The organism is Burkholderia mayonis (assembly GCF_001523745.2).
Classification (GTDB): Bacteria; Pseudomonadota; Gammaproteobacteria; order Burkholderiales; family Burkholderiaceae; genus Burkholderia; species Burkholderia mayonis.
This window is the reverse complement of the sequence record NZ_CP013387.1, coordinates 2,286,374-2,311,141: the sequence shown is the minus strand read 5'-3', so window position 1 is coordinate 2,311,141 and position 24,768 is coordinate 2,286,374. Positions and strand designations below refer to the sequence as shown.

Sequence of the window (24,768 nt, the reverse complement as noted above, 5' to 3'; positions counted from 1 at the left end):
GTCCAACACCCATTCCGACTACTTCCATACTTTCGAGGTATGCATGGAACTGCGTCAGCTCCGGTATTTCATCGCGGTGGCCGAGGAAATGAACATCACGCGCGCCGCGGAACGGCTGCACATGACGCAGCCGCCGTTGAGCCGCCAACTGCAGCTGATCGAGGACGAGATCGGCCTGCCGCTCTTCGAGCGCGGCGCGCGGCCGCTGAAGCTGACCGATGCAGGGCGGGTGTTCTACGCTCAGGCGCGGCGCGTGCTCGAGCAGGCCGACGAGCTCGCGCCGCTCACGCGCCGGCTCGCGCAGGCGGCAGAGCGGATCGTGATCGGCTTCGTGCCGTCGACGCTGTACGGCGCGCTGCCCGACGTGATCCGCGCGTTCCGCGAGGCCGCGCCGGCGGTCGAGCTGTCGCTGAACGAAATGTTCACGCTCGAGCAGCTCGGCGCGCTGAAAGGCGGCCGGATCGACATCGGCTTCGGCCGGCTGCGCTTCGACGACGACCAGCTCGTGCGCGAGGTGCTCGTCGAAGAGCGGCTGATCGCGGCGCTGCCGGACGGGCATCCGCTCGCCGCGCCCGGCGCGCCGCTCTCGCTCGCGGAGATCGCCGCGCAGACGCTGATCGTTTACCCGAGTACGCCGCGGCCGAGCTTCGCCGATCAGCAGTTGTCCGCGCTGCGCGACGGCGGCCTCGCGCCCGCGGCGGTGCACGAGGTGCGCGAGCTGCAGACGGCGCTCGGCCTCGTCGCCGCGCAGGTCGGGGTGTCGCTCGTGCCGGAGAGCGTCGAAGGGGTGAGAGTGAAGGGCGTCGTCTACCGGCCGCTGCCGGAGCCCGTCGCGACGTCGCCGATCATCCTGAGCCGGCGGCTGCACGACGCAAGCCGCGCGACCACGCTGTTCTGCTCGCTCGCGCGCGAACTGATGGCGGGCCGCTGACGCCGCGCGCGGAGCGCGGGCCGGCTCAAGCGTCGCGCTGGCCGGCGAGCGTCGAGGACGGCAGCTCGCCGAACCGCTCGCGGTACGCGATCGCGAAGCGGCCGAGGTGCGCGAAGCCGCAGTCGAGCGCGATCTCGGCGATCCGCCGGTCGGGCGCCGCCGCGCGCAGCAACTCGCGCGCATGATCGAGCCGCATCTTGCGCAGGTACTGCATCGGGCTCATTCCGCGAAACTGCAGGAAGCCGTCGCGCAGCGTGCGTTCGGGCACGCCCGCCGCTTGCGCGATATCCGCGAGCTGCAACGGCTGCGCGAATTGGGTGTCGATGAATTCCTGCGCGCGCCGCACGAAGCCCGGCGCCGGGTCGGCGCGCCGCACGGGCGCGGCGGCGGGCGGATGGCCGTCGATCAGCAGGTCGAGCAGCAATTGCTCGAGCCTCGCCGCGACGCGCGGGTTCGCGCTTGCGCTCGCGAGCAGTTCGGGCGAGCGCGCGACGAGCTTCAGCTGCTGCATCCACGCGCTCAGCGCCGAATCGTCGACGCCGATCACCGGATCGAGCGACGCCGCCGCATCGCCGATGTGCGCGGCGAGCGTCGCGGCATCGATACGGAGGACGAACTGCTCGCAATCGCGGGAAAGGTGCGCGGCGAACGGCTCGCCGGGCGGGCACAGCACGCCCGTGTGGCCATCGACGTCGAACGCGCGCCCCATCGTGCGGACCTGCGCGCAACCCGTCAGACAAAACATCAGCAAGTGATAGCCGTCGACCGCGTCGACGCGCACCTGCATCGCGTCGCCGAACGCGATGGTTCCGATTCCGAGCCCGCCGAGCCGCACGAAATCCATATGTGACGGCCCGTGCCGCGTGCCGTCCGGCAGCAGCGCGTGCGGCTGCATCACGCGCGAGATCCGCTCGCGCGTCTCGTCGAGATCGCGCGATTCGAACAGCCGGTGCTCGCGCAGCGCGAGCGGATCGAATGGGGTCGGGGGCATGATCGTCTGCCTCGCACAAAGCGCCGGCGTCCTGAATATCGCTCGTCGGCCGGATGGCATGTCTGATGCGCGCATCGTAGCGCACAAAATCCGCCGGAAGTGGATACTGCGCCGCCGCAACCGCACTTTCCGGATAGACGGCGGATTTTAGCGTTTCAAAAATCAGTCCCGTCAGGCGGATTGTCGACCGCCTCAACCGCAAGCATCTTGCATGGGATCGGCGTAAGCGCTGAAGCGCTAACTCCGATCGACAGCTTTGCATGGGATCGGAGTAAGCGCTGAAGCGCTAACTCCGATCGATAGCTTTGCATGGGATCGGAGTAAGCGCTGAAGCGCTAACTCCGATCGACAGGAGACAACGATGGAACTGACCGAATCGCCAGTATCGCTGATCAATCGCACCGATTCGTCCGACGTGCGATTCCCGCGCGATGACGGCTCGCGCGTGCCGTACAAGGTGTTCAGCTCGCAGGCGGTGTACGACCGCGAGCAGGAGCGGATCTTTCGCGGTCCGACATGGAATTTCGTCGCGCTCGAAGCGGAGATTCCGAATCCGGGCGACTTCAAGAGCACGTTCGTCGGCGACACGCCCGTCGTCGTCACGCGCGGCGAGGACGGCGCGCTCGCCGCGTGGGTGAACCGCTGCGCGCACCGCGGCGCGCAGGTGTGCCGCAAGGCGCGCGGCAACGCGAGCTCGCATACGTGCGTGTACCACCAGTGGAGCTTCGACAGCCAGGGCAACCTGCTCGGCGTGCCGTTCAGGCGCGGCCAGAAGGGCATGTCTGGAATGCCCGCGGACTTCGATCCGACGCATCACGGGCTGCGCAAGCTGCGCGTCGACAGCTACCAGGGCCTCGTGTTCGCGACGTTCAGCGACGACGTCGCGCCGCTGCCCGACTATCTCGGCCCGCAGATGCGGCCGTGGATCGAGCGGATCTTTCACAAGCCGATCGAGTATCTCGGCTGCACGCGCCAGTATTCGAAGTCGAACTGGAAGCTGTATTTCGAGAACGTGAAGGATCCGTATCACGCGAGCATGCTGCATCTGTTCCATACGACGTTCAACATCTTCCGCGTCGGGATGAAGGCGCGCTCGATTCCGGACGCGACGCACGGGCTGCACAGCATCATCACGATGACGAAGACGCGCGAGGACGCGGACACCGCGAGCGCATACAAGCAGCAGAACATCCGTTCGTTCGACGAAGGTTTCGCGCTCGAGGACGAATCGATCCTCGGCCTCGTGTCCGAGTACGACGAGGACACGACGAACCACATCCAGCCGATCTTCCCTCAGCTCGTGATCCAGCAGATCCACAACACGCTCGTCGCGCGGCAACTGCTGCCGAAGGGGCCGAAGAACTTCGAGCTGGTCTTCCACTTCTTCGGTTACGCGGACGACACGCCCGAGCTGCGCGAGCTGCGGATCAAGCAGGCGAACCTCGTCGGGCCCGCGGGCTACATCTCGATGGAGGACACCGAGGCGACCGAGCTCGTCCAGCGCGGCACCGTGCGCGACGCGGACGCGGCATCGGTGATCGAGATGTCGCGCGGCAATCCCGACCAGGAGGACACGGCGATCACCGAGAGCCTGATCCGCAAGTTCTGGGTCGGCTACCAGAAGCTGATGGGCTATTGAAGCGGGAGACGAACATGACCGACATCACCGACGACATGCGCGTGTGGTTCGAGCTGCACATGCTGCAGGACCGCTACATCAGCCATCTCGACAACGACCGGCTCGAACGTTGGCCGGAGCTTTTCACCGAAGATTGTCTGTACGAAATCGTCCCGAAGGAAAACGCGGACATGGGCTTGCCGATCGGCATCGTCCATTGCACGAACCGGCGGATGTTGCGCGACCGCGTCGTGTCGCTGCGCCACGCGAACATCTTCGAAGCGCACACGTATCGGCACATGACGTCCGGACTCGCGATCGTCGGCGCGGAGGACGGCGAGATCGAGACGGAGAGCAGCTACGTCGTCGTGCAGACGCGCAGCGACGGCGAATCGAGCGTGTACCAGGCGGGCAAGTATTACGACACGGTCGTGCGCACGGCCGACGGGCTGCGCTACCGGAAGAAGCGCGTGATCTACGACACGTCGCGCGTGCAGACGCTGCTCGCGACGCCGATCTGATCTGACAAGGAGTTCGAAGCATGCGTAACGAAACCGTCGCCGCGTGGCATCCGCTCGGCGCGCTCGATGAATTCACGGAAGATGAGCCGGCCGCGCGCGTCGTCGGCAGCCGGCCGGTCGCGGTGTTCCGGATCGGCGACGACGTGTTCGCGCTGCACGACCTGTGCACGCACGGACATGCGCGGCTGTCCGAAGGCTTCATCGAGGACGGCTGCGTCGAATGCCCGCTGCATCAGGGGCTCTTCGACATCCGCACGGGCGCGCCGAAATGCGCGCCCGTGACGGAGCCCGTGCGCGCGTATCCGATCCGCATCGTCGACGGACAGGTCGAGATCCATGTCGACGGCTGATCCGTATCTGATCGCGGGCGGCGGGCACGCGGCGCGCCGCGCGGCCGAGACGCTGCGCGAACGCGATCCGGCCGCGCGAATCGTGATGATCGGCGCGGAGCCCGAGCTGCCGTACGACCGGCCGGTGCTGTCGAAGGACGCGCTCGTCGGCGGCGACGAAGGCGAGCGCCGCGCGTTCGTGCGCGACGCCGCGTGGTATCGCGAGCGCGACATCGCGCTGCGGCTCGGCGTGCGCGTCGATGCGATCGAGCGCACCGAGCAGCGGGTGTGCTTGAGCGACGGCACGCGCGTCGGCTACGCGCGTCTGCTGATCGCGACCGGCTCGCGCGTGCGGCGTTTCGCCGGCCCGGTCGACGCGGACGTGCCGGTTCATTACGTGCGCACCGTTGCCGATGCCCGCGCATTGCGCGCGGCGCTCGCGCCCGGCAAGCGCGTCGCGGTGCTGGGCGGCGGCTTCATCGGGCTGGAAGTCGCCGCGTCGGCGGTGCGGCTCGGCTGCCGCGCGACGCTCGTCGACCCCGCGCCACGCCTGCTTCAGCGCGGGATGCCGGAAATCATCGGCACGTTCGCGCTCGCGCTGCATACGCGGCGCGGCGTCGACGTGCGGCTCGCCGCACTGCCCGGGCGGATTCGACGCGGCGCGGACGGCGCGGTCGTCGTCGAGACGAGCGCGGGCGACGTCGAAGCCGACGTCGTCGTGGCCGGCATCGGCGTCGTGCCGAACGTCGAGCTCGCGCAGGCGGCGGGTCTCGACGTCGACAACGGCGTATGCGTCGACGAGATGTGCCGCACCGCCGATCCGGCGATCTTCGCGGCGGGCGAGGTCACGCGGCATTTCAATCCGCTCGTCGGCCGCCGCGTGCGGATCGAATCGTGGCAGGTCGCGGAGAACCAGCCGGCCGTCGCGGCGGCGAACATGCTCGGCGGCAGCGAAACCTATGCGGAATGGCCGTGGCTGTGGTCCGATCAGTACGACTGCAATCTGCAGACGCTCGGCCTCTTCGGCGGCGAGCAGACGCTCGTCGTGCGAGGGTCGCCGGACGACGGCGCGTTCTGCGTGTTCGCGCTGAATGCGCGCGGCGGGCTCGAAGCAGCTGCGGCCGTCAACGCGGGGCGAGAGATCGCCGCGTGCCGGCGGTTGATGACGGCGAACGTCGCGCTCGATCCCGTGCGTCTCGCGGACCCGTCCGTCGCGCTGCGGTCGATGCTGCCGCGCAGCGCCTAGCATCCGGCGCGTGACATATCGCTCCCGGATCGACGCCGGCACACGCGCGCAAGCGGCCGACGCTTGCGCGCGTGTGCATTCGCGTGCGGGATCGCTTGCACGATCGCGCACGACCGGTAAGAATCGCGTGTTGACGAACATCCGACAGACAGGCTCGCGAGCCGGGAGACTTTGATGGCCTACGATCAATCGAACATTTTTGCGAAGATCCTGCGCGGCGAAGTGCCGTGCATCCGCCTGTGCGAAACGGACACGACGCTCGCGTTCATGGACATCATGCCGCAATCGAAGGGCCACGCGCTCGTCGTGCCGAAGGAGGCGGCGGAGACGTTCTACGAGCTGTCCGAGGCGGCCGCAGCCGAATCGATGAAGATGGTGAAGCGCGTCGCGCTCGCATTGCGCCGGACGCTCGAGCCGGAAGGGCTCTTCATCGGCCAGTTCAACGGCGCGGCGGCGGGCCAGACGGTGCCGCACGTGCATTTCCACGTGATCCCGCGCTGGGCCGACGAGCCGCTGAAGATGCACGCGCGCGAGATGGCCGACGCGGCGGAGCTCGAGGCGCTGGCTCAGAGGATTCGCGCGGCGCTGTAAACGCAACGAATACCGCACGCAGGCGCGGCGTGACGCCGCGCCGCGCATCAAAGCTGATCGTCGATCGGCAGCAACAGACACAGTCCCGCGAGCAGGTTGCGATAGAAGCCCGCGTTCGGATCGACGCCGTACGTGCGCACGCGGCCGTCGGCGACTTCGGTCCACACGAGCGGCCACGCGGCCGTGCTCGCGCCCGCCGTCTGCACCGCGCCGGGCGCGTCCGGCGTATCGGACGCGAGCGTCACGCGATAGCTGATGGTCGGCTTCGTCACCGCGTCGAACAGGTCGGCGACTTCTTTCGCGAGCCGCGGGCTGTGAATCACGAGCGCGAGCTCCGTGTTCAGGTGCGCGGAGCGCGGATCGAGGTTCATCGAGCCGATCACGAGAATCTTCCGATCGATCACGTACGCCTTCGCATGCAGGCTCGCGCGCGAGCGCGAGCCGAGCATGCCGATGCGCGTCCGCCCCTGATCCGGCTTGTATTCGTACAGCTCGATGCCGTGTCGCAGCATCGGCACGCGATACGGCGCGTAGCCCGCTTGCACGGCGACCGCGTCGGTCGAGGCGAGCGAATTCGTCAGGATGGCGACGCGCACGCCGCGCGCGGTGAGCTGGCCGAGCGCCTTCACGCCCGCCTGGTGCGGCACGAAATATGGCGACAGCACGAGGAATTCGCGCTGCGCGTCGCGCGTCAGCGCGATGAGCCGCTGCATCGGCGGGCTCTTGTAGCTGTCGTCGGGCGCGGTGATCTTGTCGGGCGAATCGGCTGTGAACTCCGCCGGCGCCCAGACGAGGCCGAGCTCGTCGCGCGCGATCTGCGCGGACAGCGGCGTCGCGTTCAACGGCTTCGCGTTGTACGGCATCGCGTTCGCGCGCCAGTGCGCACGCAGCGCGTCGCGCGCCGCATCCAGATCCTTCGCGTCGTAGCGCTGCCGGTTCAGCACTGGCAGCGGATACGTGAGCGCGCTCGACCAGTACGCGTCGAAGCTCGCGGAGACGTCGTGCGTGACGGGGCCCGCCGCGAGCACGTCGAGATCGCGGAATTGCAGCGTCGGACTCGCGTTGAAGTATTCGTCGCCGAGATTGCGGCCGCCGACGATCGCGATCTGGTTGTCCGCGATCATCGCCTTGTTGTGCATCCGGCGCGTGAAATTGTCGATCCGCGTGAAGAGATTCGTGGTGCGCGCGAACATCCCCCGGCGCGCCGCGCCGAACGGATTGAACACGCGCACCTCGAGGTTCGCGTGCGCGTCGAGCGCCGCCATCAGGCGGTCGACATCCTTGAAGTTCAGGTCGTCGACGAGCATCCGCACGCGCACGCCGCGGTCGGCCGCGTAGAGCGCGGCGCCGAGCAGCAGCTTGCCCGTCGTGTCCTCGGCGGCGATGTAGTACTGGATGTCGAGCGTCTTCGTCGCCGCGCGCGCGACCGCGATGCGCATCTGCAGCGCCTCGTCGCCGCGCGGCAGCACGAGAAAGCCGGACTCGCCCGGATGCGCGCGCTCCGGTGCGGCGAGCGCGTCGGCGAGCGGCGTCGACGTATCGGGCGGCAGCGCGTGAGAGACCGTGCGGTCGAGCGCGGTGGCGGGCGGATGCGTCGCGCAGCCGGCAAGCCCGAGCCCGAGCCCGAGCGCCGCGCACACGACGAGCGCGCGCGCCGCGGCCGCGACGACGCCGGTCGGGTGGCGCCGCGACCGGCTGCGGCGGGCGAGGCTGTCCGGCACGTTGCTGACTCCTTCGGGCGTCGGTCTGGATGGTCGTCGGATCGACGGCGCGGCAGGCCGGGGCACCGCGTGGAGGCATTCTAAGTGGCGCCGACGGCACGGGTCAACCGAGCCGCGCGCCGGCCGGTGTACCATCGGGCGAGTTCGTTTTCTCATGCTCGCGACGCCCGTCATGCTCGATTCGACATCCGCACCCGCCGTCGAAGTCAGACGGCTTCTGGCCGAGCACGCGGCCGACTATCGCGCGATCCGCCTCGCCGCGCTGCGGGATGCGCCGGACGCGTTCGGCTCGACCTACGACGCCGAAGCCGCCCGCCCGCTGGTCGCGTTTGCCGAGCGGCTCGCCGGCGCGATCGTGTTCGGCGCGTACGTCGACGGCCGGATCGTCGGGATGGCCGGCTTCAAGCGGCTGGACGGCGCGAAGGCGCGTCACAAGGGCTTCCTGTGGGGCATGTACGTCGCGCCCGACGCGCGTCGGCACGGCGTCGGCGCCGCGCTGCTCGACGCGGTGCTCGCGGCCGCGGCGGAAGCGGTCGAGCAGGTGACGCTCGCCGTCGTCGACGGCAACGGCGCGGCGCGCGCGTTCTACGAGCGGCACGGCTTCGTCGTATACGGCGTCGAGCCGCGCGCGCTGAAGGGGGCGAACGGCTACGCGGACGAGCTGTTGATGGTGAAGCGCCTGCTGTCCGCGCCGCCGCGCGCCTGACGGCTGGAACCGATACGACCGGGTCACGATGCTCGACGACAAGGAACGGGAACTCCGAAACAGCAAGCGGCGCGCGCTCGCGCTGCTCTTCGCCGCGGCGGGCGTGTTCGTCGCGACGCTGTTCGCGCCGCGCGGCTTCTGGATCGACGGCGTCAAGGCGATCGCCGAGGCGTCGATGGTCGGCGCGCTCGCCGATTGGTTCGCGGTCGTCGCGTTGTTCCGGCGCGTGCCGATTCCGTTCGTGTCACAGCACACGGAGATCATTCCGCAGAACAAGGAAAAGATCGCCGACAATCTGGCCGCATTCGTGCAGGAGAAGTTTCTCGATCCGGCATCGATCGTCGCGCTGATCAAGCGGCACGACCCGGCCGCGCGGCTCGCGCAGTGGCTCGCGATGCCGCGCAACGCGGACGTGCTGGGCGGCTACGCGACGCGCCTCATCGCGTTCGGGCTCGACATGACCGACGACGCGCGGATCCAGTCGTTCGTGAAGGACGCGTTCCATGCGGTGCTCGACCGGATCGACCTGTCGCAGTCGGCGGGCGCGATCCTCGACATGCTGACGAAGGACGGCCGCCATCAGGCGCTCCTCGACGACGGGATCGCGCAGATCGTCGCGTTCCTTCGCAATCCCGACAACCGCGCGTCGATCGCGACGTACATCGTCGACTGGCTGAAATACGAATTCCCGAAGATGGAGAGGCTGCTGCCGACGAACTGGCTCGGCGAGCACGGCGCGGAGCTGATCTCGAACGTCGTGACGCGCGTGCTCACGCAGATCGGCGAGGACCCCGGGCACCGGTTGCGGCGCAGCTTCGACGACGCGGCCGCGCGGCTCGTCGTGCGGCTGAAGCGCGACCCCGCGTTCATCGAGAAGGGCGAAGAGATCAAGCGCTATCTGCGCGACGGCGACGTGTTCAACCGATACGTGAAGGACCTGTGGGGCCAGCTGCGCGCGTGGCTGAAGGCTGATCTCGCGCGCGACGAGCCGGTCGTCCATCAGCGCGCGACGGCGCTCGGCAGCTGGCTCGGCGAGCGCCTCGCACAGAGCCTGCAGTTGCGCGACTCGATGAACGAGCACGTCGAGCGTGCGGCGAGCGAGATGGCGCCCGAGTTCGCCGAGTTCCTGACGCGGCACATCAGCGACACCGTGAAGAACTGGGATGCGCGCGAGATGTCGCGGCAGATCGAGCTGAACATCGGCAAGGACCTGCAGTACATCCGGATCAACGGCACGCTGGTCGGCGGGCTGATCGGGCTCGGGCTGTACGCGGTGTCGAGCATCGCGCGGTGGGCGGGCGCGCTGCCGTATTGAACGGCGCGCGTTCGTCGCCGCGCCGGCGTTCGATACGTCGGATGCTGCAGGAGATCGCGGCGCAGCATGCGAAGGGGTAGCGGCATGCGCCGCCGGCCGCGCCTTTCTTTTCCGACTGTCATCGTTTCGTAAACCGCGCTGCTCGGAGCGGCTTTTTCGGCGATCTTCTACAATCGAGAAGCGTTCCCGCCGCCGGCGCGCCGTCATTCGCGCGCCGGCCGCCATTTCGGTCTCCGACCGAATGCCGCAGGCCGCGCCGCGCGTCGCCGCGGCGGTTTCGCCCAGCTTGCTCGTGCTTTTGTCTGTCGAAGGAAACGGGTCGCGCGCGCCGTAGGCCGGCGTGCGCGTCGCTCAGCGCCGCGCCGTCCGTAGGCCGGATGCGTGGCACCAACCGAGAGTCCCCCATGAAAGCATCCGATCTGTTCGTGAAGGCGCTGGAAGCAGAAGGCGTCCAGTATGTGTTCGGCATTCCCGGCGAGGAAAACCTCGATCTGCTCGAATCCCTGCGGCGGTCCCGCATCAAGCTCGTGTTGACCCGCCACGAGCAGGCGGCGGGTTTCATGGCGGCTACCTACGGGCGGCTGACCGGCAAGACGGGCGTGTGCCTGTCGACGCTCGGCCCGGGCGCGACGAATTTCGTGACGGCGGCCGCATACGCGCAGCTGGGCGGCATGCCGATGCTGATGATCACCGGGCAGAAGCCGATCAAGTCGAGCAAGCAGGGGCATTTTCAGATCGTCGACGTCGTCGGGATGATGCAGCCGCTCACGAAGCTCACGCGGCAGATCGTGTCGATCGGCAACATCCCGTCGGCGGTGCGCGAGGCGTTTCGGCGCGCGGAGGAAGAGCGTCCCGGCGCGACGCATCTCGAACTCCCCGAGGACATCGCGCACGAAGAGGGTGACGGCAAGCCGATTCCGGCGAGCTACAGCCGCCGGCCGATCGCCGAGGAGAAGGCGGTCGCGCGCGCGGCCGAGGCGATTCAGGCGGCGCGCCATCCGCTCCTGATGATCGGCGCGGGCGGCAATCGCAAGACGACCTGCAAGATGCTGAAGGAGTTCGTCGACACGACGGGCATCCCGTTCTTCACGACGCAGATGGGCAAGGGCGTGATCGACGAAACGCATCCGCTGTGGCTCGGCAACGCGACGCTGTCGGACGGCGACTTCGTCCACCGCGCGATCGAGCACGCGGACTGCATCATCAACGTCGGCCACGACGTGATCGAGAAGCCGCCGTTCTTCATGCGCGCCGACGACAAGACCGTGATCCACGTGAACTTCCTCGGCGCGCAGGTCGACCCCGTGTACTTTCCGCAGATCGAAGTCGTCGGCGACATCGCGAACGCGGTGTGGCAGATGAAGGCGAAGCTGGCGCGGCAGCCGCACTGGGATTTCTCGCGCTTCATGCTGATCAAGGCGCACTTCGACGCACATCTGAAGAAGGGACAGGACGATCCGCGCTTTCCGATGTATCCGGTGCGGATCGTCAACGATCTCTACCGGTCGCTGCCGGAGGACGGCATCGTCTGTCTCGACAACGGCATGTACAAGATCTGGTTCGCGCGCTACTGGCGCGCGCACGAGCCGAATTCGCTGCTGCTCGACAACGCGCTCGCGTCGATGGGCGCGGGCCTGCCGTCGGCGATCGCGACGAAGATCGTGCATCCGCAGCGCAAGGTGATCGCGGTGTGCGGCGACGGCGGCTTCATGATGAATTCCCAGGAACTCGAAACGGCGGTGCGGCTCAAGCTCGACCTCGTCGTGATGATTCTGCGCGACGACGCGTTCGGCATGATCCGCTGGAAGCAGGAGAACATGAACTTCCCGGATTACGCGATGACGCTGTCGAACCCGGATTTCGTCGCGTATGCGCAGAGCTACGGCGCACATGGGCACCGGATCGCATCGGCCGACGATCTCGAACCGCTCGTGCGCGAGTGCTTCGCGTCGCCGGGCGTGCATCTGATCGACGTGCCGATCGATTACTCGGACAACGAGCGCGTGCTGAACCGTGAAATCAAGCGCCTGTCGGCGCAATTGTGACCGCAGTCGGCAACTCGGCACATCAACCGGACGGAGTCATTCGACATGCTGAAGGAAACCTATCCGTACTACCTCGCGAACGACGCGGTATACGCGAACACCGATCTCGACGTCACCGACAAATACAGCGGCAAGGTCGCGACGCGCGTCGCGCTCGCCGACGCGAAGGCGATCGACGCCGCGATCGCGGCGGCCGTCGACGCGCAGAAGCCGTTGCGCGAGCTGCCCGCGTTCAAGCGGCAGGCGATTCTCGAACACTGCGTCGCGCGCTTTCGCGAGCGCTTCGACGAGCTGGCCGAGGCGCTGTGCATCGAGGCGGGCAAGCCGATCAACGATTCGAAGGGCGAGGTGACGCGCCTCATCGACACGTTCCGCGTCGCGGCCGAGGAAGCGGTGCGGATCGAAGGCGGGATCATCAATCTCGAAATCTCGCCGCGCGCGCAGGGCTACAGCGGCTATTACAAGCGCGTGCCGATCGGGCCGTGCTCGTTCATCTCGCCGTTCAACTTTCCGCTGAATCTCGCCGCGCACAAGGTCGCGCCCGCGCTTGCCGTGGGCTGCCCGTTCGTGCTGAAGCCCGCGAGCCGCACGCCGATCGGCGCGCTGATCATCGGCGAGATCCTCGCGGAAACGGATTTGCCGAAGGGCGCGTTCTCGATCCTGCCCGCGCATCGCGACGGCGCCGATCTCTTCACGACCGACGAGCGCTTCAAGCTGCTGTCGTTCACGGGCTCGCCCGCGGTCGGCTGGGAGTTGAAGAAGAAGGCGGGCAAGAAGAAGGTCGTGCTCGAACTGGGCGGCAACGCGGCCGCGATCGTCGATGCCGATCAGCGCGAACGGCTCGACTACGTCGTCGACCGGCTCGCGTTCGGCGCGTACTACCAGTCCGGGCAGAGCTGCATCGGCGTGCAGCGGATCATCGTGCATGCCGGCATCTACGATGCGCTGCGCGAGAAGCTGATCGCGAAGACCCGCTCGCTGAAGATGGGCGATCCGAAGGACCCGGCGACGTTCGTCGGCCCGATGATCTCCGAATCGGAATCGCGGCGGCTCGCAGGCTGGATGGACGCGGCCGTCGCGGCGGGCGCGAAGATCGTCGCGGGCGGCGACGTCGACGGCGCGATGTTCGAGGCGACGCTGCTCGAGCATGTCGGCCGCGATCAGGATCTGTATCGCAAGGAGGCGTTCGGCCCCGTCGCGTTGCTCGAGAAGTTCTCGGATTTCGACGACGCACTCGCACGCGTGAACGACAGCGACTTCGGCTTGCAGGCGGGCGTGTTCACCGATTCGCTCGCACATGCGCAGCGCGCGTGGGACGAGCTCGAGGTGGGGGGCGTCGTGATCAACGACGTGCCGTCGTTTCGCGTCGACAACATGCCGTACGGCGGCGTGAAGGACTCGGGGCTCGGCCGCGAAGGGATCCGCTACGCGATCGAGGACATGACCGAGTTGCGGCTGATGGTCGTGCGCAAGCGCTGAATGCGGCGCAAGGGCGGGGCGGCTCGGCGATGCGTTCGTCGGCGCTGCCTCCGCCGCGCCGCCGCATGGTCGCGCCATTCCGCCGACGTATCCTTTTGCCGCGAGAATCCGGCGAATCGGCGAATCGACGCGGTGCGAACGCGTCGCGCCGCCGATCGAACGGGAACGGCGGCGGCCGCCTCCCCATCGCAGCGGCCGTTCCGCGCTACGTCGCCGCGAGCGCGTCGTCCGGCAGGCTGAGGCTCGTCGACTTCGCGATCACGCAGATGTCGCCCGCCGCGTTGCGCAACGTGCCTTCGAGCCGAACGACGTCGCCCTTCAGCTTCTCGCTTGGTTCGATCGCGACGATCCGCCACGCCATCGTCACCGTGTCGCCGGCCGCGACCGCCTTGCGGAACTTGAACTCGAATTCGAGTCCGAGCGCCGGTCGTCGCTCGCTGAGGAACGTTGCGACCATGCCCATCATCAGCGCCGAATAGTGCGTACCGCTGACGATCAGTCCGCCGAACCGCGTCGGTTCGGCGAGTGCCTCGTCGTGGTGCAGCGGGTTCATGTCGCCGGCGAGCGTCGCAAATCGGCGCACGGAATCAATGTCGAACGTGACCATTTTTGAGATAGTTTCGCCAACGCGGTAACTCGGATTCATAGGGGCGTGATGAATAATTAGATAAGAGAGATATCGATTGCGTTTTAAACGAGCATTGCGTGAATATTGAGATAAGGACGCAATGCGGGAGATCGCCGCTATCTCGAAAAAACGAGAAGCGGCGCTCAATGATCGAGACGTCCGCGATTGCACCGGGGACGGTCGATGAATGGCGGCGTCACGTCGTCACGAGATGCTATCGTCCACCGGCCGGACGGTCAATCGAGCGTGCTGTCCGGCTGTGCGGCGCGTGCGCCGTGCAGTCGACGTTCAATCGGTTCGACGGCGGTGTGTGCCGAGCGCATGCGGCAAACGCCCGTCTGCCGGGCGTCTCGCGCCATTTTCTGCCGAGCCGGGCACGTTCGGCGAACGTGCCGCGATCGTGATCGGCGAAAACGTTTGCGTCCCGACAACTTCGGGCACTGCCGGCGCAATTGATAAATCTCTCTGTGGCGGACAGATAACACACTGCACGGACGCAATTGCGCACGGCGCGTATCGGGCGCATTGTGATCGCAGTATCAACTGGATCGCTTCGACGCGCGTTTTTTACCTGTTCGATCGAAGATTCGATCGCAAAACGAAGTGAAATGCTCGCCGATTATCGAGCGAAATCAGCGAACACACTTAATTTCATTTAACATCGGCACTTTATATTCGTTTTAAGAAAGAATGAGGGCCCGTTTCATTGCCGTTCACGCGGAACGGCGGGCTCGCGCTCACGCGATCGCATGCCGAACCCGCCAGGCACGCGAGCGACGAACGGAGCTGGAACAGGCGACAAGGCAACGATTGCGTAGCGTTACGACATGATGAACAAAACGAATAGGGATAATGATTCGGATTCGCTTGAATCGGGCATCTCGGTGCTGCTGGTCGACGACCAGGCGTTCGTCGGCGAAGTGATTCGCCGCTCGCTCGTCCCGGAGAGCGACATCGTGCTGCACACGTGCACCGACGCGCAGCGCGCACTCGCGATGGCGAGGGAAGTGAAGCCGACCGTGATCCTGCAGGATCTCGTGATGCCCGACATCGACGGCCTCGAACTCGTGCGCGCATGGCGTGCCGACGCGCAGACGGCGCGCGTGCCGATCATCGTGCTGTCGGCGAAAGAGGAGCCCGACGTCAAGCGCGCGGCGTTCGTCGCCGGCGCGAACGATTATCTCGTCAAGCTGCCCGACACGATCGAGTTGATCGCGCGCATCCGCTACCACTCGAACTCGTATCTGACGCTGCGGCAGCGCGACGAAGTGCTCGACTTCCTGTCGCACGACATGCGCACGCCGCAGACGTCGATCCTTGCGCTCCTCGACGTCTATCGCAACGAGCGCGGCGCGATGCCGCCGATCCTCGAGCGGATCGAGACGCACGCGCGCCGCGCGCTCGCGCTCGCCGACGGCTTCATTCATCTGACGCGCGCGCAATCGGAGAAGCGGCCGAGCGAGACGGTGAGCCTGAACGAGGTCGTGCTCGACGCGGTCGACCAGATGTGGGAGAAGGCGGGCAGCGTCGGCAGCCGCGTACGCGCCGACGTGCCGCCTACCGAATGCCTGTGCATCGGCGACCGGATGATGCTGACGCGCGCGGTCGCGAATCTCGTCGACAACGCGCTGAAGTACGGTCCCGCGGGCTCCGAGGTGCGCTGCACGCTCGTCGAGGACGGCGACTGCTGGCTGATCGGCGTCGAGGACGAAGGCGCGGGCATCGCGCCCGAGCAGCGCGCGGCCGCGACCGAATCTTTCGTGCGGCTCGTGCCCGCGGGCGGCGCGCAGCGCGGCGGCTTCGGGCTCGGGCTCGCGTTCGTGCGCGCGACGGCCGCGAAGCATCGCGGACAGATCCTGATGCGCTACACGCCGCGCGGCTTTCTCGCGGGACTTCGGATACCGAAGGATGCGAGCGCCGTGTGACGCGTGCGTACGGTATGGCTCATTCGTGCGCCCTGACCTGTCCCCGGACACGATGCTTCAAGTTACACTCGCGATACCCGGGTTTCGCGTCGCGGCTGGATCGATGCGATCCGCCCGGTGTGGCGCGCGACGCTTTTTTCACATGATTTTCCGCCAGCTGGATAGAACGACATGCCCTCTGTGACGCCCCGCGCCAGCAACGAGACTCTTCGCAAACCCGCCGCCGGCAGCCGGCTCACGCTGGGCAACCGGATCCTGCTCAGCTTCGGCGTGCTGTTCGTGCTGATGCTGTTCATGGCGGCGCTGTCGTATCAGCGACTGCGCGCGATCAACGAAGAAGCCGTCAGCATCGGGCGCGATTCTCTTCCTGGCGTTTATCTCGCGTCTTCATTGCGCGCGGCCGCGAATGAATCGTATATCACGCTGCAGCGCGTGGTGTTCGTCGACGCCGATGCCGAAGCGGTCCGGCGCGATCTCGCGACGGTGCCCGGCATGCTCGAAGAGTTCGACAAGCTGTTGTCCGCGTATCAGGCGTCGGCGTTCCGCCGCGACGACCAGCAGCGCTTCAATACGTTTCATGATTCGTACAACCGCTACCTGCCGCTGCTGAACGACACCGTGCAGAAGGCGCGCGGCGCGAAGAGCGATGCGCTCGCCGCGTATGCGAAGATGACGCCCGTGTGGGAAGAAGTGATTCGAAATGCGAACGTTCTCGTGCAGGAGAACCGGCGCTTCGCCGAGCAATCGGCGACGCTGATCCGTCAATCGGTGCACGGCACCGAGATCACGCTCGCGGTCGCGCTCGGCGTCGTGCTCGTGTCCGCGCTCGTGCTCGGCTACTTCCTGTATCGCGCGGTGACGGTGCCGATGGCGCAGCTCATCGACGTGCACGACGTGATGCGCACCGGCAACCTGACGCAGCGCCTGAACCTCGGCCGCAACGACGAGTTCGGCACGCTCGAGCGCGGCTTCAACCGGATGGCCGACGAACTGACCGCGCTCGTCGCGCAGGCGCAGCAGTCGTCGCTGCAGGTGACGACGTCGGTCGCCGAGATCGCGGCGACGTCGCGCGAGCAGCAGGCGACCGCGAACGAGACCGCGGCAACGACGACCGAGATCGGCGCGACGTCGCGCGAGATCTTCGCGACGTCGCGAGATCTGCTGCGCACGATGAACGAAGTGTCGTCGGTCGCCGAGCAGTCGGCGACGCTCGCGGGCGTCGGCCAGAGCGGCCTCACGCGGATGGGCGAGACGATGCGCAGCGTGATGGATGCGGCTGGCTCGGTGAACGCGAAGCTCGCGATCCTCAACGAGAAGGCGATCAACATCAACCAGGTCGTCGCCACCATCACGAAGGTCGCCGACCAGACCAATCTGCTGTCGCTGAACGCGGCGATCGAAGCGGAGAAGGCGGGCGAATACGGCCGCGGCTTCGCGGTCGTCGCGACCGAGATCCGCCGCCTCGCCGATCAGACGGCCGTCGCGACGTACGACATCGAGCAGACGGTGAAGGAGATCCAGTCGGCGGTGTCGGCGGGCGTGATGGGGATGGACAAGTTCTCCGAGGAGGTGCGGCGCGGGATGCGCGACGTGCAGCAGGTGGGCGGGCAGCTGTCGCAGATCATCGCCGAAGTGCAGACGCTCGCGCCGCGCTTCCAGATGGTCAACGAAGGGATGCAGACGCAGGCGAGCGGCGCCGAGCAGATCACGCAGGCGCTGTCGCAACTGTCCGAGGCCGCGCAGCAGACGGCGGAATCGCTGCGGCAATCGTCGCAGGCGATCGACGATCTGACGCTCGTCGCGAATCAGTTGCGCACGGGCGTGTCGCGTTTCAAGGTCGACGCGTGATGCGCGCGTAACGCGGAAAGCGGAGCCGACATGCTGTTCCTGCTGTTCCACCTCGACGGCGAGCGCTATGCGCTCGATGCGGCGGAGATCGCCGAAGTGCTGCCGTTCGCCGCGACGAAGACGATTCCCGGCGCGCCCGCGTGGGCGGCCGGCATTTTGATGCATCGCGGCGAGCCGGTGCCGGTGATCGACGTGCCGCGGCTCGCGCTCGGCCGTCCCGCGCAGCATCTGCGCTCGACGCGGCTCGTGCTCGTGCGCTACCGGCTGCCCGCGGCCTCCGAGCCGGCGTTCGTGCAGCCGCGCGTGCGTCTGCTCGGGCTCATCGTCGAACGCGCGACGCAGACGACGCGAATTCCGCGCGACGCGTTCCGCGACAGCGGGATCGCGACGCCGCACGCGCGTTGGCTCGGACCGATTGCGAGCGATGCGGACGGCGTCGTCCAGTGGATCGCGGTCCAGCACATCGTCGACGGCGATGCGCGCGCGCTGCTGTTCGACTATGCGGCGTCGCTCGCGCCGGCCGGGCCGCTTGCGCCGCCCGCCGGCGCGCCGGCGGGCGGCGGGCTGTGAACGTGTTCGACCCGCGCCTTCATGCATGGCTGTCGCGCGAGACCGGGATCGATCCGGCATCGCTCGGCAACGAATTCGTCGCGCGCGCGCTCGCCGAGCGGATCGCCGCGACCCGGCCGGGCGTCGACGGCGGCACGGCCGCGCAGTCGGGCCGGCCCCATTCGCCCATCACGGATGAAGCGGTCGACGCCTACTGGCAGCGCCTGAACGCGTCGCCCGACGAGCGGCGCGCGCTGATCGAGCTGTTCGTCGTGCCGGAGACCTGGTTTTTCCGCGAGCGCGAGGCGTTCGGCGCGCTCGCGCGGCTCGGCGCCGAGCGGCTCTTCGCGGAGCCCGCGCGCGTGCTGCGAATCCTGAGTGCGCCGTGCTCGACGGGCGAGGAGCCATATTCGGCGGCGATGGTGCTGCTCGATGCGGGCATCGATCCGGCGCGCTTCGAGATCGACGCGCTCGACATCAGCGGCCGCGCGATCGAGCACGCGGAATGTGCGCGCTACGGACGCAACTCGTTTCGCGGCCACGCGCTCGAGTTCCGCGACCGGCATTTCAAGGCGGCGGCCGACGGCTGGGTGCTCGACGAGCGGGTGCGCGCATGCGTGCGGTTCCGGCGGGCGAATCTGCTCGATCTGCTAGGCTGCCCCGGCGAACCGTACGACTTCGTGTTCTGTCGCAACGTGCTGATCTATTTCGATCGCGACGCGCAGGACCGTGTCGTGCGGATCGTCGAGGAGCAACTCGGCGAGCGCGGGATCGTATTCGTCGGCCCGGCCGAGACGGGCGTCGTGATGCGACAGGGGCTGACGTCGGTGCAGATTCCGCTTGCGTTCGCTTTTTACAAGGCGGCGGCCGATGCGGCGGCGCGGCCCCGCGTGGCGGGCATCGGCGCGCCTGCGGCGGGCGGCGCGCGGCGCGGCGGACCGGCGGCGGTGACGGGCATCGCGGATGCGGAGCGAACACAGTCGCTCGGCGGCACGTTGCGCGCGATCGCGCACGAATGGTTCGTCGATGCCGGCTGGCCGACGCCCGAGCTGATCGCGCGCGCGATCGACGGTAAGCCGACCGCGTTCGAGCCGTCGACTGAATCGTTCACGTCCGCGCCGAACGCCGCGCGTCCCGCATCCGAGCCGCTCGCGCGTGCGGGCGATTCCGGCTGGCCTGCGGCCCGCGTGTTCGCGCGCGCGCCGAGTGTTGCGGAGCCCGCCGGCGAATCGTTCGCGCCGGCTCGCGATGCCGGACGTCCCGCGAGCGCGCCGCCCGTGAACGCATTCGACACGGGCTGGACGGCCGCGCGCGCATTCTCGCGCGCGCCCGACGCCGCGCAGGCGTCCGGCGAATCGTTCGCCCCGGCGATCGACGCCGCGCATCCCGCAGCCGCGCCGCTCGCGCGCAGTGCCAGCGGTGCGCGTCCGGTGTTCGATTCGCTTTCCACGTCGGCGGCCGATGTCGGCTCGCCCGCAGCCGCGCCGCTCGCGCGCGACGTCGGCGCCGCGCCGCGCGCGTCCGCATCGCTCGCCCGCACATTCGATACGGGGTGGTCCGCGTCCGGGACGCTCGCGAGCGCGTCGGGCGTCGCGCAACCGGCGTTCGCGTCGCATGCGTCCGGCGCGTCCCGCGTCGTCGTCGGCGGCGCCGGGACCGACGCCGCGTCTCGCGCGAGCGCCGATCCGTACGCCGGCGTGCCGCCCGAAGCGTCGCTCGACGCCGCCCGCCGCCTCGCCGACGCAGGCGCGTTCGACGCCGCGCAGCAGGCGGTGCGCGCGTCGATGGACCAATCCGGCCCGAGCGTCGACGCGTTCTATCTGCTCGGCCTGATCGCCGACGCGCAGGGCCGCGGCGACGAAGCGACGGACTGTTATCGGAAGGCGCTGTATCTCGAGCCGTCGCACTACGAAGCGCTGACGCATTTGGCGACGCTGCTCGACATCGCGGGCGATCGCGACGGCGCACAATGGCTGATGCAACGGGCCCGGCGTGCGGCTCAGTACGAATCGGCCTCGTCCGTGACCGACACGAACGACGGCGAACCAAGAGGAGCCCATGGACCGCGACGCCGTTGAGCGACCACGGATCGCATTCGAGATCGACGCTTGCTGGAACCGCATCGGCACGCGCGGCGACCGTTCGTGCGAACGGCTCGAAGCCTGTCGCCGCTGCCTGAACTGCACGGTGTTCGCGCAGCACGCGGCGCTGCTTCTCGACCGTCCGCTGACCGATGCGGATCTCGCCGACGCGGCGCGCCTCGCGGCCGAGCGCGCGCCGCGTTCGACGGCGGTCTCGGCGGCGGCGCGCGACGGCGCGGCCGAGACCGTCCATTCGGCGCTCGCGTTTCGCGTCGCCGACGAATGGCTCGCGCTGCCGATCGGCGTGCTGCGCGAGATCGCCGATACGCGGCCGATTCATGCGCTGCCGCATCGGCGCAATCGCGCGGTGCTCGGCATCGTCAACGTGCGCGGGATGCTGCGCGTCGCGGTGTCGCTCGCCGAGCTGCTGAGCCTCGATGCGCGGGCCGATCGCGCCGCGTCGCGCACGCGCTTCACGCGGATGCTCGTCGTCGCGCATCGCGGCGATCCCGTCGTGTTTCCGGTCGATGAAGTCGAGGGCGTGCTGCGCTTCACGCCGTCCGAGTGGATGCCCGTGCCCGCGACCGTCGCGCGCACGGGCGGCGCGCATTCGCGCGGCGTGTTCGCGTGGCGCGGCAAGACGATCGGCCTGCTCGACGAGGACCGCCTGTTCGATTCGCTGACGCGGAGCCTGCGATGAGTCTCGATGACGATCTCGGCCGGGCGTCGCTGCTCGAGCTGTTCCGCGAAGAGACGCAGACGCAGACGCAGGCGCTGTCCGAGCGGCTGCTCGCGCTCGAGCGCGGCGCGCAGGACGCCGCGACGCTCGAGGCGTGCATGCGCGCCGCGCATTCGATGAAGGGGGCGGCGCGGATCGTTGGCGTGCCTCAGGGCGTCGACATCGCGGGGCGGATGGAGGATTGCTTCGTCGCCGCGCAGCACGGCCGGCAGCCGCTGACGCCGTGTCACGTCGATGCGCTGCTGACGGGCGTCGACTTGCTCGTGCGGGTCGGCGATCCGCGAACGGCGGCGCCCGTCACGCAGCGCGAGATCGACTCGTTCGCGGCGGCGCTCGATGCGGCGGATGCGGGGGCAGGCGAGTGGGGCGCCGCAGTCGGCGCGAGCGGAGCCGGCGACGCGATCGCCGCAAACGAAGCGGCCGGCATGCGCGGCTCGATCGGCGCGACAGGCGCGAGCGATGCGGGCGCTGCAACCGGCGGCGTCTCGCGCAGCGCAGCCGATTCGCGCGCGATGACCGACAGCCCCGACGTCACGCAAACACCACGGCACGCGTCAGCACCTGCGCGTCGCCGCGCGTCGCCCGCATCGAACTCGATGCAGCTTCGCACCGAGCTCGTACTGGACGCGCACGCGTCCGACACGACGCGCGACACGATGCGGCGGGATACGCCGGCGACGTTGCCGGACGCGCCGGACCAGGCCGCCCGTTCGCCCGACGCCGAGCGCGCGTCGAGCCAGATGCGCCGCGTGCGCGCCGAAACGCTGAACCGCTTGTTGAGCCTGTCCGGCGAATCGCTCGTCGAATCACGCTGGCTGAAGCCGTTCGCCGAGTCGATGCTGCGCGTGAAGCGCGCGCAGCACGACGCGTCCCGCTCGCTCGACACGCTGGCCGAAGCCCTCGCCGACGATGCCGATCCGCGCGTGCGCGGCGCGCTCCACGACGTGCGGCAGATGTTCACCGACTTGCAGCGCACGTTCGCGACGCGGCTCGACGAGCTCGACCGCTTCGAGCGCCGCAGCTCGCACATCGCCGAGCAGCTCTACGACGAAGCGCTGCAGTGCCGGATGCGTCCGTTCGGCGACGCGACGCGTGCGTATCCGCGCGTCGTGCGCGATCTCGCACGCTCGCTGGGCAAACGTGTGCGCTTCTCGATCGTCGGCGAAGCGACGCAGGTCGACCGCGACATCCTCGACATGCTCGACGCGCCGCTCGGCCATCTGCTGCGCAACGCGATCGATCACGGCGTCGAGCCGCCCGACGTGCGCGTCGCGCGGGGCAAGCCGGCGGAGGCGGTCATCACGCTCGAAGCGCGGCACAGCGCGGGGTCGCTCCTCGTCAGCGTGAGCGACGACGGCCCCGGCGCCGATCTCGCCGCGGTGCGCGCGGCGATCGTTCGCCATCACCTGACCGACGAGGACACGGCGGCGCGCCTGTCCGACCAGGAACTGCTCGAATTCCTGCTGCTGCCCGGCTTCTCGATGCGCGAGCAGGTGACCGACGTGTCCGGCCGCGGCGTCGGTCTCGACGCGGTGCAGGAGATGGTGAAGTCGGTGCGCGGCGCGGTGCGGATCTTCAACGAACCGGGCCTCGGGATGCGCTTCGTGCTGCAGCTGCCGCTCACGCTGTCGGTGATCCGCAGCCTGATCGTCGACGTCGGCGGCGAGCCGTACGCGTTTCCGCTCGTGCAGGTGCGCCGCACGCTCGAACTCGACCGTACCGACATCGACGTGCTCGAGGGCCAGCAGCATTTCCCGCTCGACGATCGCCGCGTCGGCCTCGTCACCGCGCACCAGTTGCTCGACGCGGGCGAGCTCGACGAGAGCCGTCCGACGACGGCCGTCGTCGTCGTCGGCGGCGAGCCGGAGACATACGGCGTCGCGGTCGACCGCTTCCTCGGCGAGCGGATGCTCGTCGTGCAGCCGTTAGACGGACGACTCGACAAAATTCAGAACATTGCAGCGGGCGCTCTGCTGGAAAATGGCGATCCGGTGCTGATCGTCGACGTCGAGGATCTGATCCGCTCGATCGACAAGCTGATTCGGGGCGGCCAGCTCGCGAAGGTGCGGCGCGGCGATCGGGACCCGCTCGCGCAACGGAAGAAGCGCGTGCTCGTCGTCGACGATTCGCTGACCGTGCGCGAGCTCGAACGGAAATTGCTCGAGAAGCGCGGCTACGACGTGACGATCGCGATCGACGGGATGGACGGCTGGAACGCGGTCCGCGGCGACAGCTTCGATCTCGTCGTCACCGACATCGACATGCCGCGGATGGACGGCATCGAGCTCGTCACGCTGATCAAGGGCGATCCGCTCTCGAAGTCGGTGCCCGTGATGATCGTGTCGTACAAGGATCGCGACGAGGACCGGCGGCGCGGGCTCGAAGCGGGCGCCGATTACTACCTGGCGAAGGGCGGCTTCCACGACGAGGCGTTGCTCGACGCCGTGCACGACCTGATTGGGGGCGCGTAAAGCCATGAACATCGGCATCGTCAACGACTTGCCGCTCGCCGTCGAGGCGCTGCGCCGCACGATCGCGCTGCGGCCCGAGCACCGCGTGCTGTGGGTCGCGACGGACGGCGAGCAGGCCGTCGACTTCTGCGTCGCGCAGCCGCCGGACCTCGTCCTGATGGACCTCGTGATGCCGCGGATCGACGGCGTGACGGCGACGCGCAGCATCATGGCGCGCTCGCCGTGCGCGATTCTCGTCGTCACCGCGAACGTCGGCGCGAACGCATCGTACGTGTACGAGGCGATGGGCGCGGGCGCGCTCGACGCGGTCGATACGCCGACGCTCGAGCAGGGCGGCAGCGCCGATCCGTCGCAGCCGCTCCTCGCGAAGATCGACCAGATCGGCCGGCTGCTCGCGACGCGCACGCCTTCTTCCGCGCCCGTCCCGGCGCCCGCGCCGCAGGGCGTGCTGCCGCCGCTCGTCGCGATCGGCGCGTCGGCGGGCGGGCCCACCGCGTTGACCGCGCTGCTGCGGCGGCTGCCGGAGGATTTCCCGGCGGCGATCGTGATCGTTCAGCACGTCGACCAGGCGTTCGCGATCGGGATGGCGCAGTGGCTCGACGGCTACACGCCATTGCCGGTGCGCATCGCGCGGCAGGGCAGCGCGCCGCAGCTCGGCGAGGTGCTGCTCGCGGCGACGAACGATCACCTGCATCTGACGTCGCGCGGGCTGCTCGGCTATACGCGGCGGCCCGAAGAGACGCCTTACCGGCCGTCGGTCGACGTGTTCTTTCACAGCGTCGTCGATCACTGGACGAGCGAAGCGATCGGCGTGCTGCTGACGGGCATGGGGCGCGACGGCGCGCTCGGCCTGAAGGCGATGCGCGTGAAGGGGCATTACACGATCGCGCAGGACGAGGCGACGAGCGCCGTGTACGGGATGCCGAAGGCGGCCGCCGCGATCGGCGCGGCGAGCGCGGTGCTGCCGCTCGACCAGATCGCCGATCAGTTGATCTCGCTCGTCCAGCGCAACAAGCATCGCTGGCGCTGAGCGC

The 24,768-nt window shown here is 68.4% G+C and carries 20 protein-coding genes; 17 read left to right on the top strand and 3 right to left on the bottom strand.

The features are described 5' to 3' along the window. Positions 1-43: 43 nt before the first annotated feature. On the top strand, positions 44-931 hold the full coding sequence (locus WS70_RS29195; protein WP_059472658.1) for a LysR family transcriptional regulator: 888 nt from the start codon (positions 44-46) through the stop codon (positions 929-931). Positions 932-956: 25 nt separating this feature from the next. Here WS70_RS29195 and andR read toward each other — a convergent pair whose 3' ends face one another. Beyond that, positions 957-1,982 carry an anthranilate 1,2-dioxygenase regulatory protein AndR gene (gene andR / locus WS70_RS29190; protein WP_059472659.1) on the bottom strand — a complete coding sequence of 342 codons (1,026 nt, stop codon included), beginning with the start codon at positions 1,980-1,982 and terminating at the stop codon, positions 957-959. A gap of 301 nt (positions 1,983-2,283) precedes the next feature. Here andR and andAc point away from each other — a divergent pair, with 301 nt between their 5' ends. From andAc to WS70_RS29165, 5 genes are all read left to right on the top strand, one after another. Further along, positions 2,284-3,561: an anthranilate 1,2-dioxygenase large subunit AndAc gene (andAc, locus tag WS70_RS29185; protein WP_059598527.1), complete on the top strand. Its 1,278-nt coding sequence runs from the start codon at positions 2,284-2,286 to the stop codon at positions 3,559-3,561. Between the two features lie 14 nt (positions 3,562-3,575). Beyond that, entirely contained in the window at positions 3,576-4,061 is a 486-nt protein-coding gene (gene andAd / locus WS70_RS29180; RefSeq protein WP_059598528.1) for an anthranilate 1,2-dioxygenase small subunit AndAd, read from the top strand. A gap of 20 nt (positions 4,062-4,081) precedes the next feature. Beyond that, positions 4,082-4,411 (top strand): anthranilate 1,2-dioxygenase ferredoxin subunit AndAb, encoded by a 330-nt coding sequence (gene andAb, locus WS70_RS29175; protein WP_059472662.1) that lies wholly within the window; start codon positions 4,082-4,084, stop codon positions 4,409-4,411. Then, positions 4,398-5,636 carry an anthranilate 1,2-dioxygenase system ferredoxin--NAD(+) reductase gene (andAa, locus tag WS70_RS29170; protein ID WP_059598529.1) on the top strand — a complete coding sequence of 413 codons (1,239 nt, stop codon included), beginning with the start codon at positions 4,398-4,400 and terminating at the stop codon, positions 5,634-5,636. Before andAb ends, andAa begins: the two co-directional genes overlap by 14 nt. A 174-nt stretch (positions 5,637-5,810) precedes the next feature. Continuing rightward, a complete protein-coding gene (locus tag WS70_RS29165) occupies positions 5,811-6,227 on the top strand; it encodes an HIT family protein (RefSeq protein WP_059472664.1) in 417 nt (138 codons plus the stop codon). A gap of 47 nt (positions 6,228-6,274) precedes the next feature. Here WS70_RS29165 and WS70_RS29160 read toward each other — a convergent pair whose 3' ends face one another. Next, on the bottom strand, positions 6,275-8,083 hold the full coding sequence (locus WS70_RS29160; RefSeq protein WP_418230161.1) for a phospholipase D family protein: 1,809 nt from the start codon (positions 8,081-8,083) through the stop codon (positions 6,275-6,277). Between the two features lie 37 nt (positions 8,084-8,120). Between WS70_RS29160 and WS70_RS29155 the strand changes: the two genes are divergently transcribed. From WS70_RS29155 to WS70_RS29135, 4 genes are all read left to right on the top strand, one after another. Further along, the gene (locus WS70_RS29155; protein ID WP_059598581.1) at positions 8,121-8,654 is read left to right on the top strand and encodes a GNAT family N-acetyltransferase; all 534 of its coding nucleotides are present in this window, start codon (positions 8,121-8,123) and stop codon (positions 8,652-8,654) included. Between the two features lie 28 nt (positions 8,655-8,682). After that, positions 8,683-9,969, top strand: a complete 1,287-nt coding sequence (locus WS70_RS29150) for a DUF445 domain-containing protein (RefSeq protein ID WP_059472666.1) — start codon at positions 8,683-8,685, stop codon at positions 9,967-9,969. A gap of 404 nt (positions 9,970-10,373) precedes the next feature. Further along, on the top strand, positions 10,374-12,014 hold the full coding sequence (locus tag WS70_RS29140; RefSeq protein ID WP_059598531.1) for an acetolactate synthase large subunit: 1,641 nt from the start codon (positions 10,374-10,376) through the stop codon (positions 12,012-12,014). A 45-nt stretch (positions 12,015-12,059) separates the two neighbouring features. Beyond that, complete coding sequence (locus WS70_RS29135) at positions 12,060-13,493, top strand: aldehyde dehydrogenase family protein (protein ID WP_059598532.1); 1,434 nt, start codon at positions 12,060-12,062, stop codon at positions 13,491-13,493. Between the two features lie 205 nt (positions 13,494-13,698). On the opposite strand, the gene WS70_RS33960 is transcribed toward WS70_RS29135, so the two are convergent. Then, complete coding sequence (locus WS70_RS33960) at positions 13,699-14,268, bottom strand: MaoC family dehydratase (RefSeq protein WP_226382888.1); 570 nt, start codon at positions 14,266-14,268, stop codon at positions 13,699-13,701. 680 nt (positions 14,269-14,948) lie between these two features. Here WS70_RS33960 and WS70_RS29120 point away from each other — a divergent pair. The 7 genes from WS70_RS29120 (at position 14,949) to cheB (ending at position 24,764) form a co-directional block, all read left to right on the top strand. After that, positions 14,949-16,046, top strand: a complete 1,098-nt coding sequence (locus WS70_RS29120; protein WP_059598533.1) for a hybrid sensor histidine kinase/response regulator — start codon at positions 14,949-14,951, stop codon at positions 16,044-16,046. Between the two features lie 171 nt (positions 16,047-16,217). Next, positions 16,218-17,894, top strand: a complete 1,677-nt coding sequence (locus WS70_RS29115) for a methyl-accepting chemotaxis protein (protein WP_059472672.1) — start codon at positions 16,218-16,220, stop codon at positions 17,892-17,894. A gap of 30 nt (positions 17,895-17,924) precedes the next feature. Further along, positions 17,925-18,464 carry a chemotaxis protein CheW gene (locus WS70_RS29110; RefSeq protein WP_059472673.1) on the top strand — a complete coding sequence of 180 codons (540 nt, stop codon included), beginning with the start codon at positions 17,925-17,927 and terminating at the stop codon, positions 18,462-18,464. Next, positions 18,461-20,521, top strand: coding sequence for a CheR family methyltransferase (locus WS70_RS29105; RefSeq protein ID WP_059598534.1), 2,061 nt, complete (start codon positions 18,461-18,463; stop codon positions 20,519-20,521). The genes WS70_RS29110 and WS70_RS29105 overlap by 4 nt, the downstream gene beginning before the upstream one ends. Continuing rightward, positions 20,502-21,224 (top strand): chemotaxis protein CheW, encoded by a 723-nt coding sequence (locus WS70_RS29100; RefSeq protein WP_059598535.1) that lies wholly within the window; start codon positions 20,502-20,504, stop codon positions 21,222-21,224. Before WS70_RS29105 ends, WS70_RS29100 begins: the two co-directional genes overlap by 20 nt. Further along, positions 21,221-23,734: a hybrid sensor histidine kinase/response regulator gene (locus WS70_RS29095; RefSeq protein ID WP_059598536.1), complete on the top strand. Its 2,514-nt coding sequence runs from the start codon at positions 21,221-21,223 to the stop codon at positions 23,732-23,734. The genes WS70_RS29100 and WS70_RS29095 overlap by 4 nt, the downstream gene beginning before the upstream one ends. Positions 23,735-23,738: 4 nt before the next feature. Beyond that, positions 23,739-24,764, top strand: a complete 1,026-nt coding sequence (cheB, locus tag WS70_RS29090) for a chemotaxis response regulator protein-glutamate methylesterase (RefSeq protein ID WP_059472677.1) — start codon at positions 23,739-23,741, stop codon at positions 24,762-24,764. Positions 24,765-24,768: the final 4 nt, after the last annotated feature.

Excerpts from the sequence above, each read along its gene's own strand:
- WS70_RS29195 (WP_059472658.1), top strand. The coding sequence starts at position 44 with ATGGAACTGCGTCAGCTCCGGTATTTCATCGCGGTGGCCGAGGAAATG.
- andR (WP_059472659.1), bottom strand. The coding sequence starts at position 1,982 with ATGCCATCCGGCCGACGAGCGATATTCAGGACGCCGGCGCTTTGTGCG.
- andAc (WP_059598527.1), top strand. The coding sequence starts at position 2,284 with ATGGAACTGACCGAATCGCCAGTATCGCTGATCAATCGCACCGATTCG.
- andAd (WP_059598528.1), top strand. The coding sequence starts at position 3,576 with ATGACCGACATCACCGACGACATGCGCGTGTGGTTCGAGCTGCACATG.
- andAb (WP_059472662.1), top strand. The coding sequence starts at position 4,082 with ATGCGTAACGAAACCGTCGCCGCGTGGCATCCGCTCGGCGCGCTCGAT.
- andAa (WP_059598529.1), top strand. The coding sequence starts at position 4,398 with ATGTCGACGGCTGATCCGTATCTGATCGCGGGCGGCGGGCACGCGGCG.
- WS70_RS29165 (WP_059472664.1), top strand. The coding sequence starts at position 5,811 with ATGGCCTACGATCAATCGAACATTTTTGCGAAGATCCTGCGCGGCGAA.
- WS70_RS29160 (WP_418230161.1), bottom strand. The coding sequence starts at position 8,083 with ATGGTACACCGGCCGGCGCGCGGCTCGGTTGACCCGTGCCGTCGGCGC.
- WS70_RS29155 (WP_059598581.1), top strand. The coding sequence starts at position 8,121 with ATGCTCGATTCGACATCCGCACCCGCCGTCGAAGTCAGACGGCTTCTG.
- WS70_RS29150 (WP_059472666.1), top strand. The coding sequence starts at position 8,683 with ATGCTCGACGACAAGGAACGGGAACTCCGAAACAGCAAGCGGCGCGCG.
- WS70_RS29140 (WP_059598531.1), top strand. The coding sequence starts at position 10,374 with ATGAAAGCATCCGATCTGTTCGTGAAGGCGCTGGAAGCAGAAGGCGTC.
- WS70_RS29135 (WP_059598532.1), top strand. The coding sequence starts at position 12,060 with ATGCTGAAGGAAACCTATCCGTACTACCTCGCGAACGACGCGGTATAC.
- WS70_RS29120 (WP_059598533.1), top strand. The coding sequence starts at position 14,949 with ATGATGAACAAAACGAATAGGGATAATGATTCGGATTCGCTTGAATCG.
- WS70_RS29115 (WP_059472672.1), top strand. The coding sequence starts at position 16,218 with ATGCCCTCTGTGACGCCCCGCGCCAGCAACGAGACTCTTCGCAAACCC.
- WS70_RS29110 (WP_059472673.1), top strand. The coding sequence starts at position 17,925 with ATGCTGTTCCTGCTGTTCCACCTCGACGGCGAGCGCTATGCGCTCGAT.
- WS70_RS29100 (WP_059598535.1), top strand. The coding sequence starts at position 20,502 with ATGGACCGCGACGCCGTTGAGCGACCACGGATCGCATTCGAGATCGAC.
- WS70_RS29095 (WP_059598536.1), top strand. The coding sequence starts at position 21,221 with ATGAGTCTCGATGACGATCTCGGCCGGGCGTCGCTGCTCGAGCTGTTC.
- cheB (WP_059472677.1), top strand. The coding sequence starts at position 23,739 with ATGAACATCGGCATCGTCAACGACTTGCCGCTCGCCGTCGAGGCGCTG.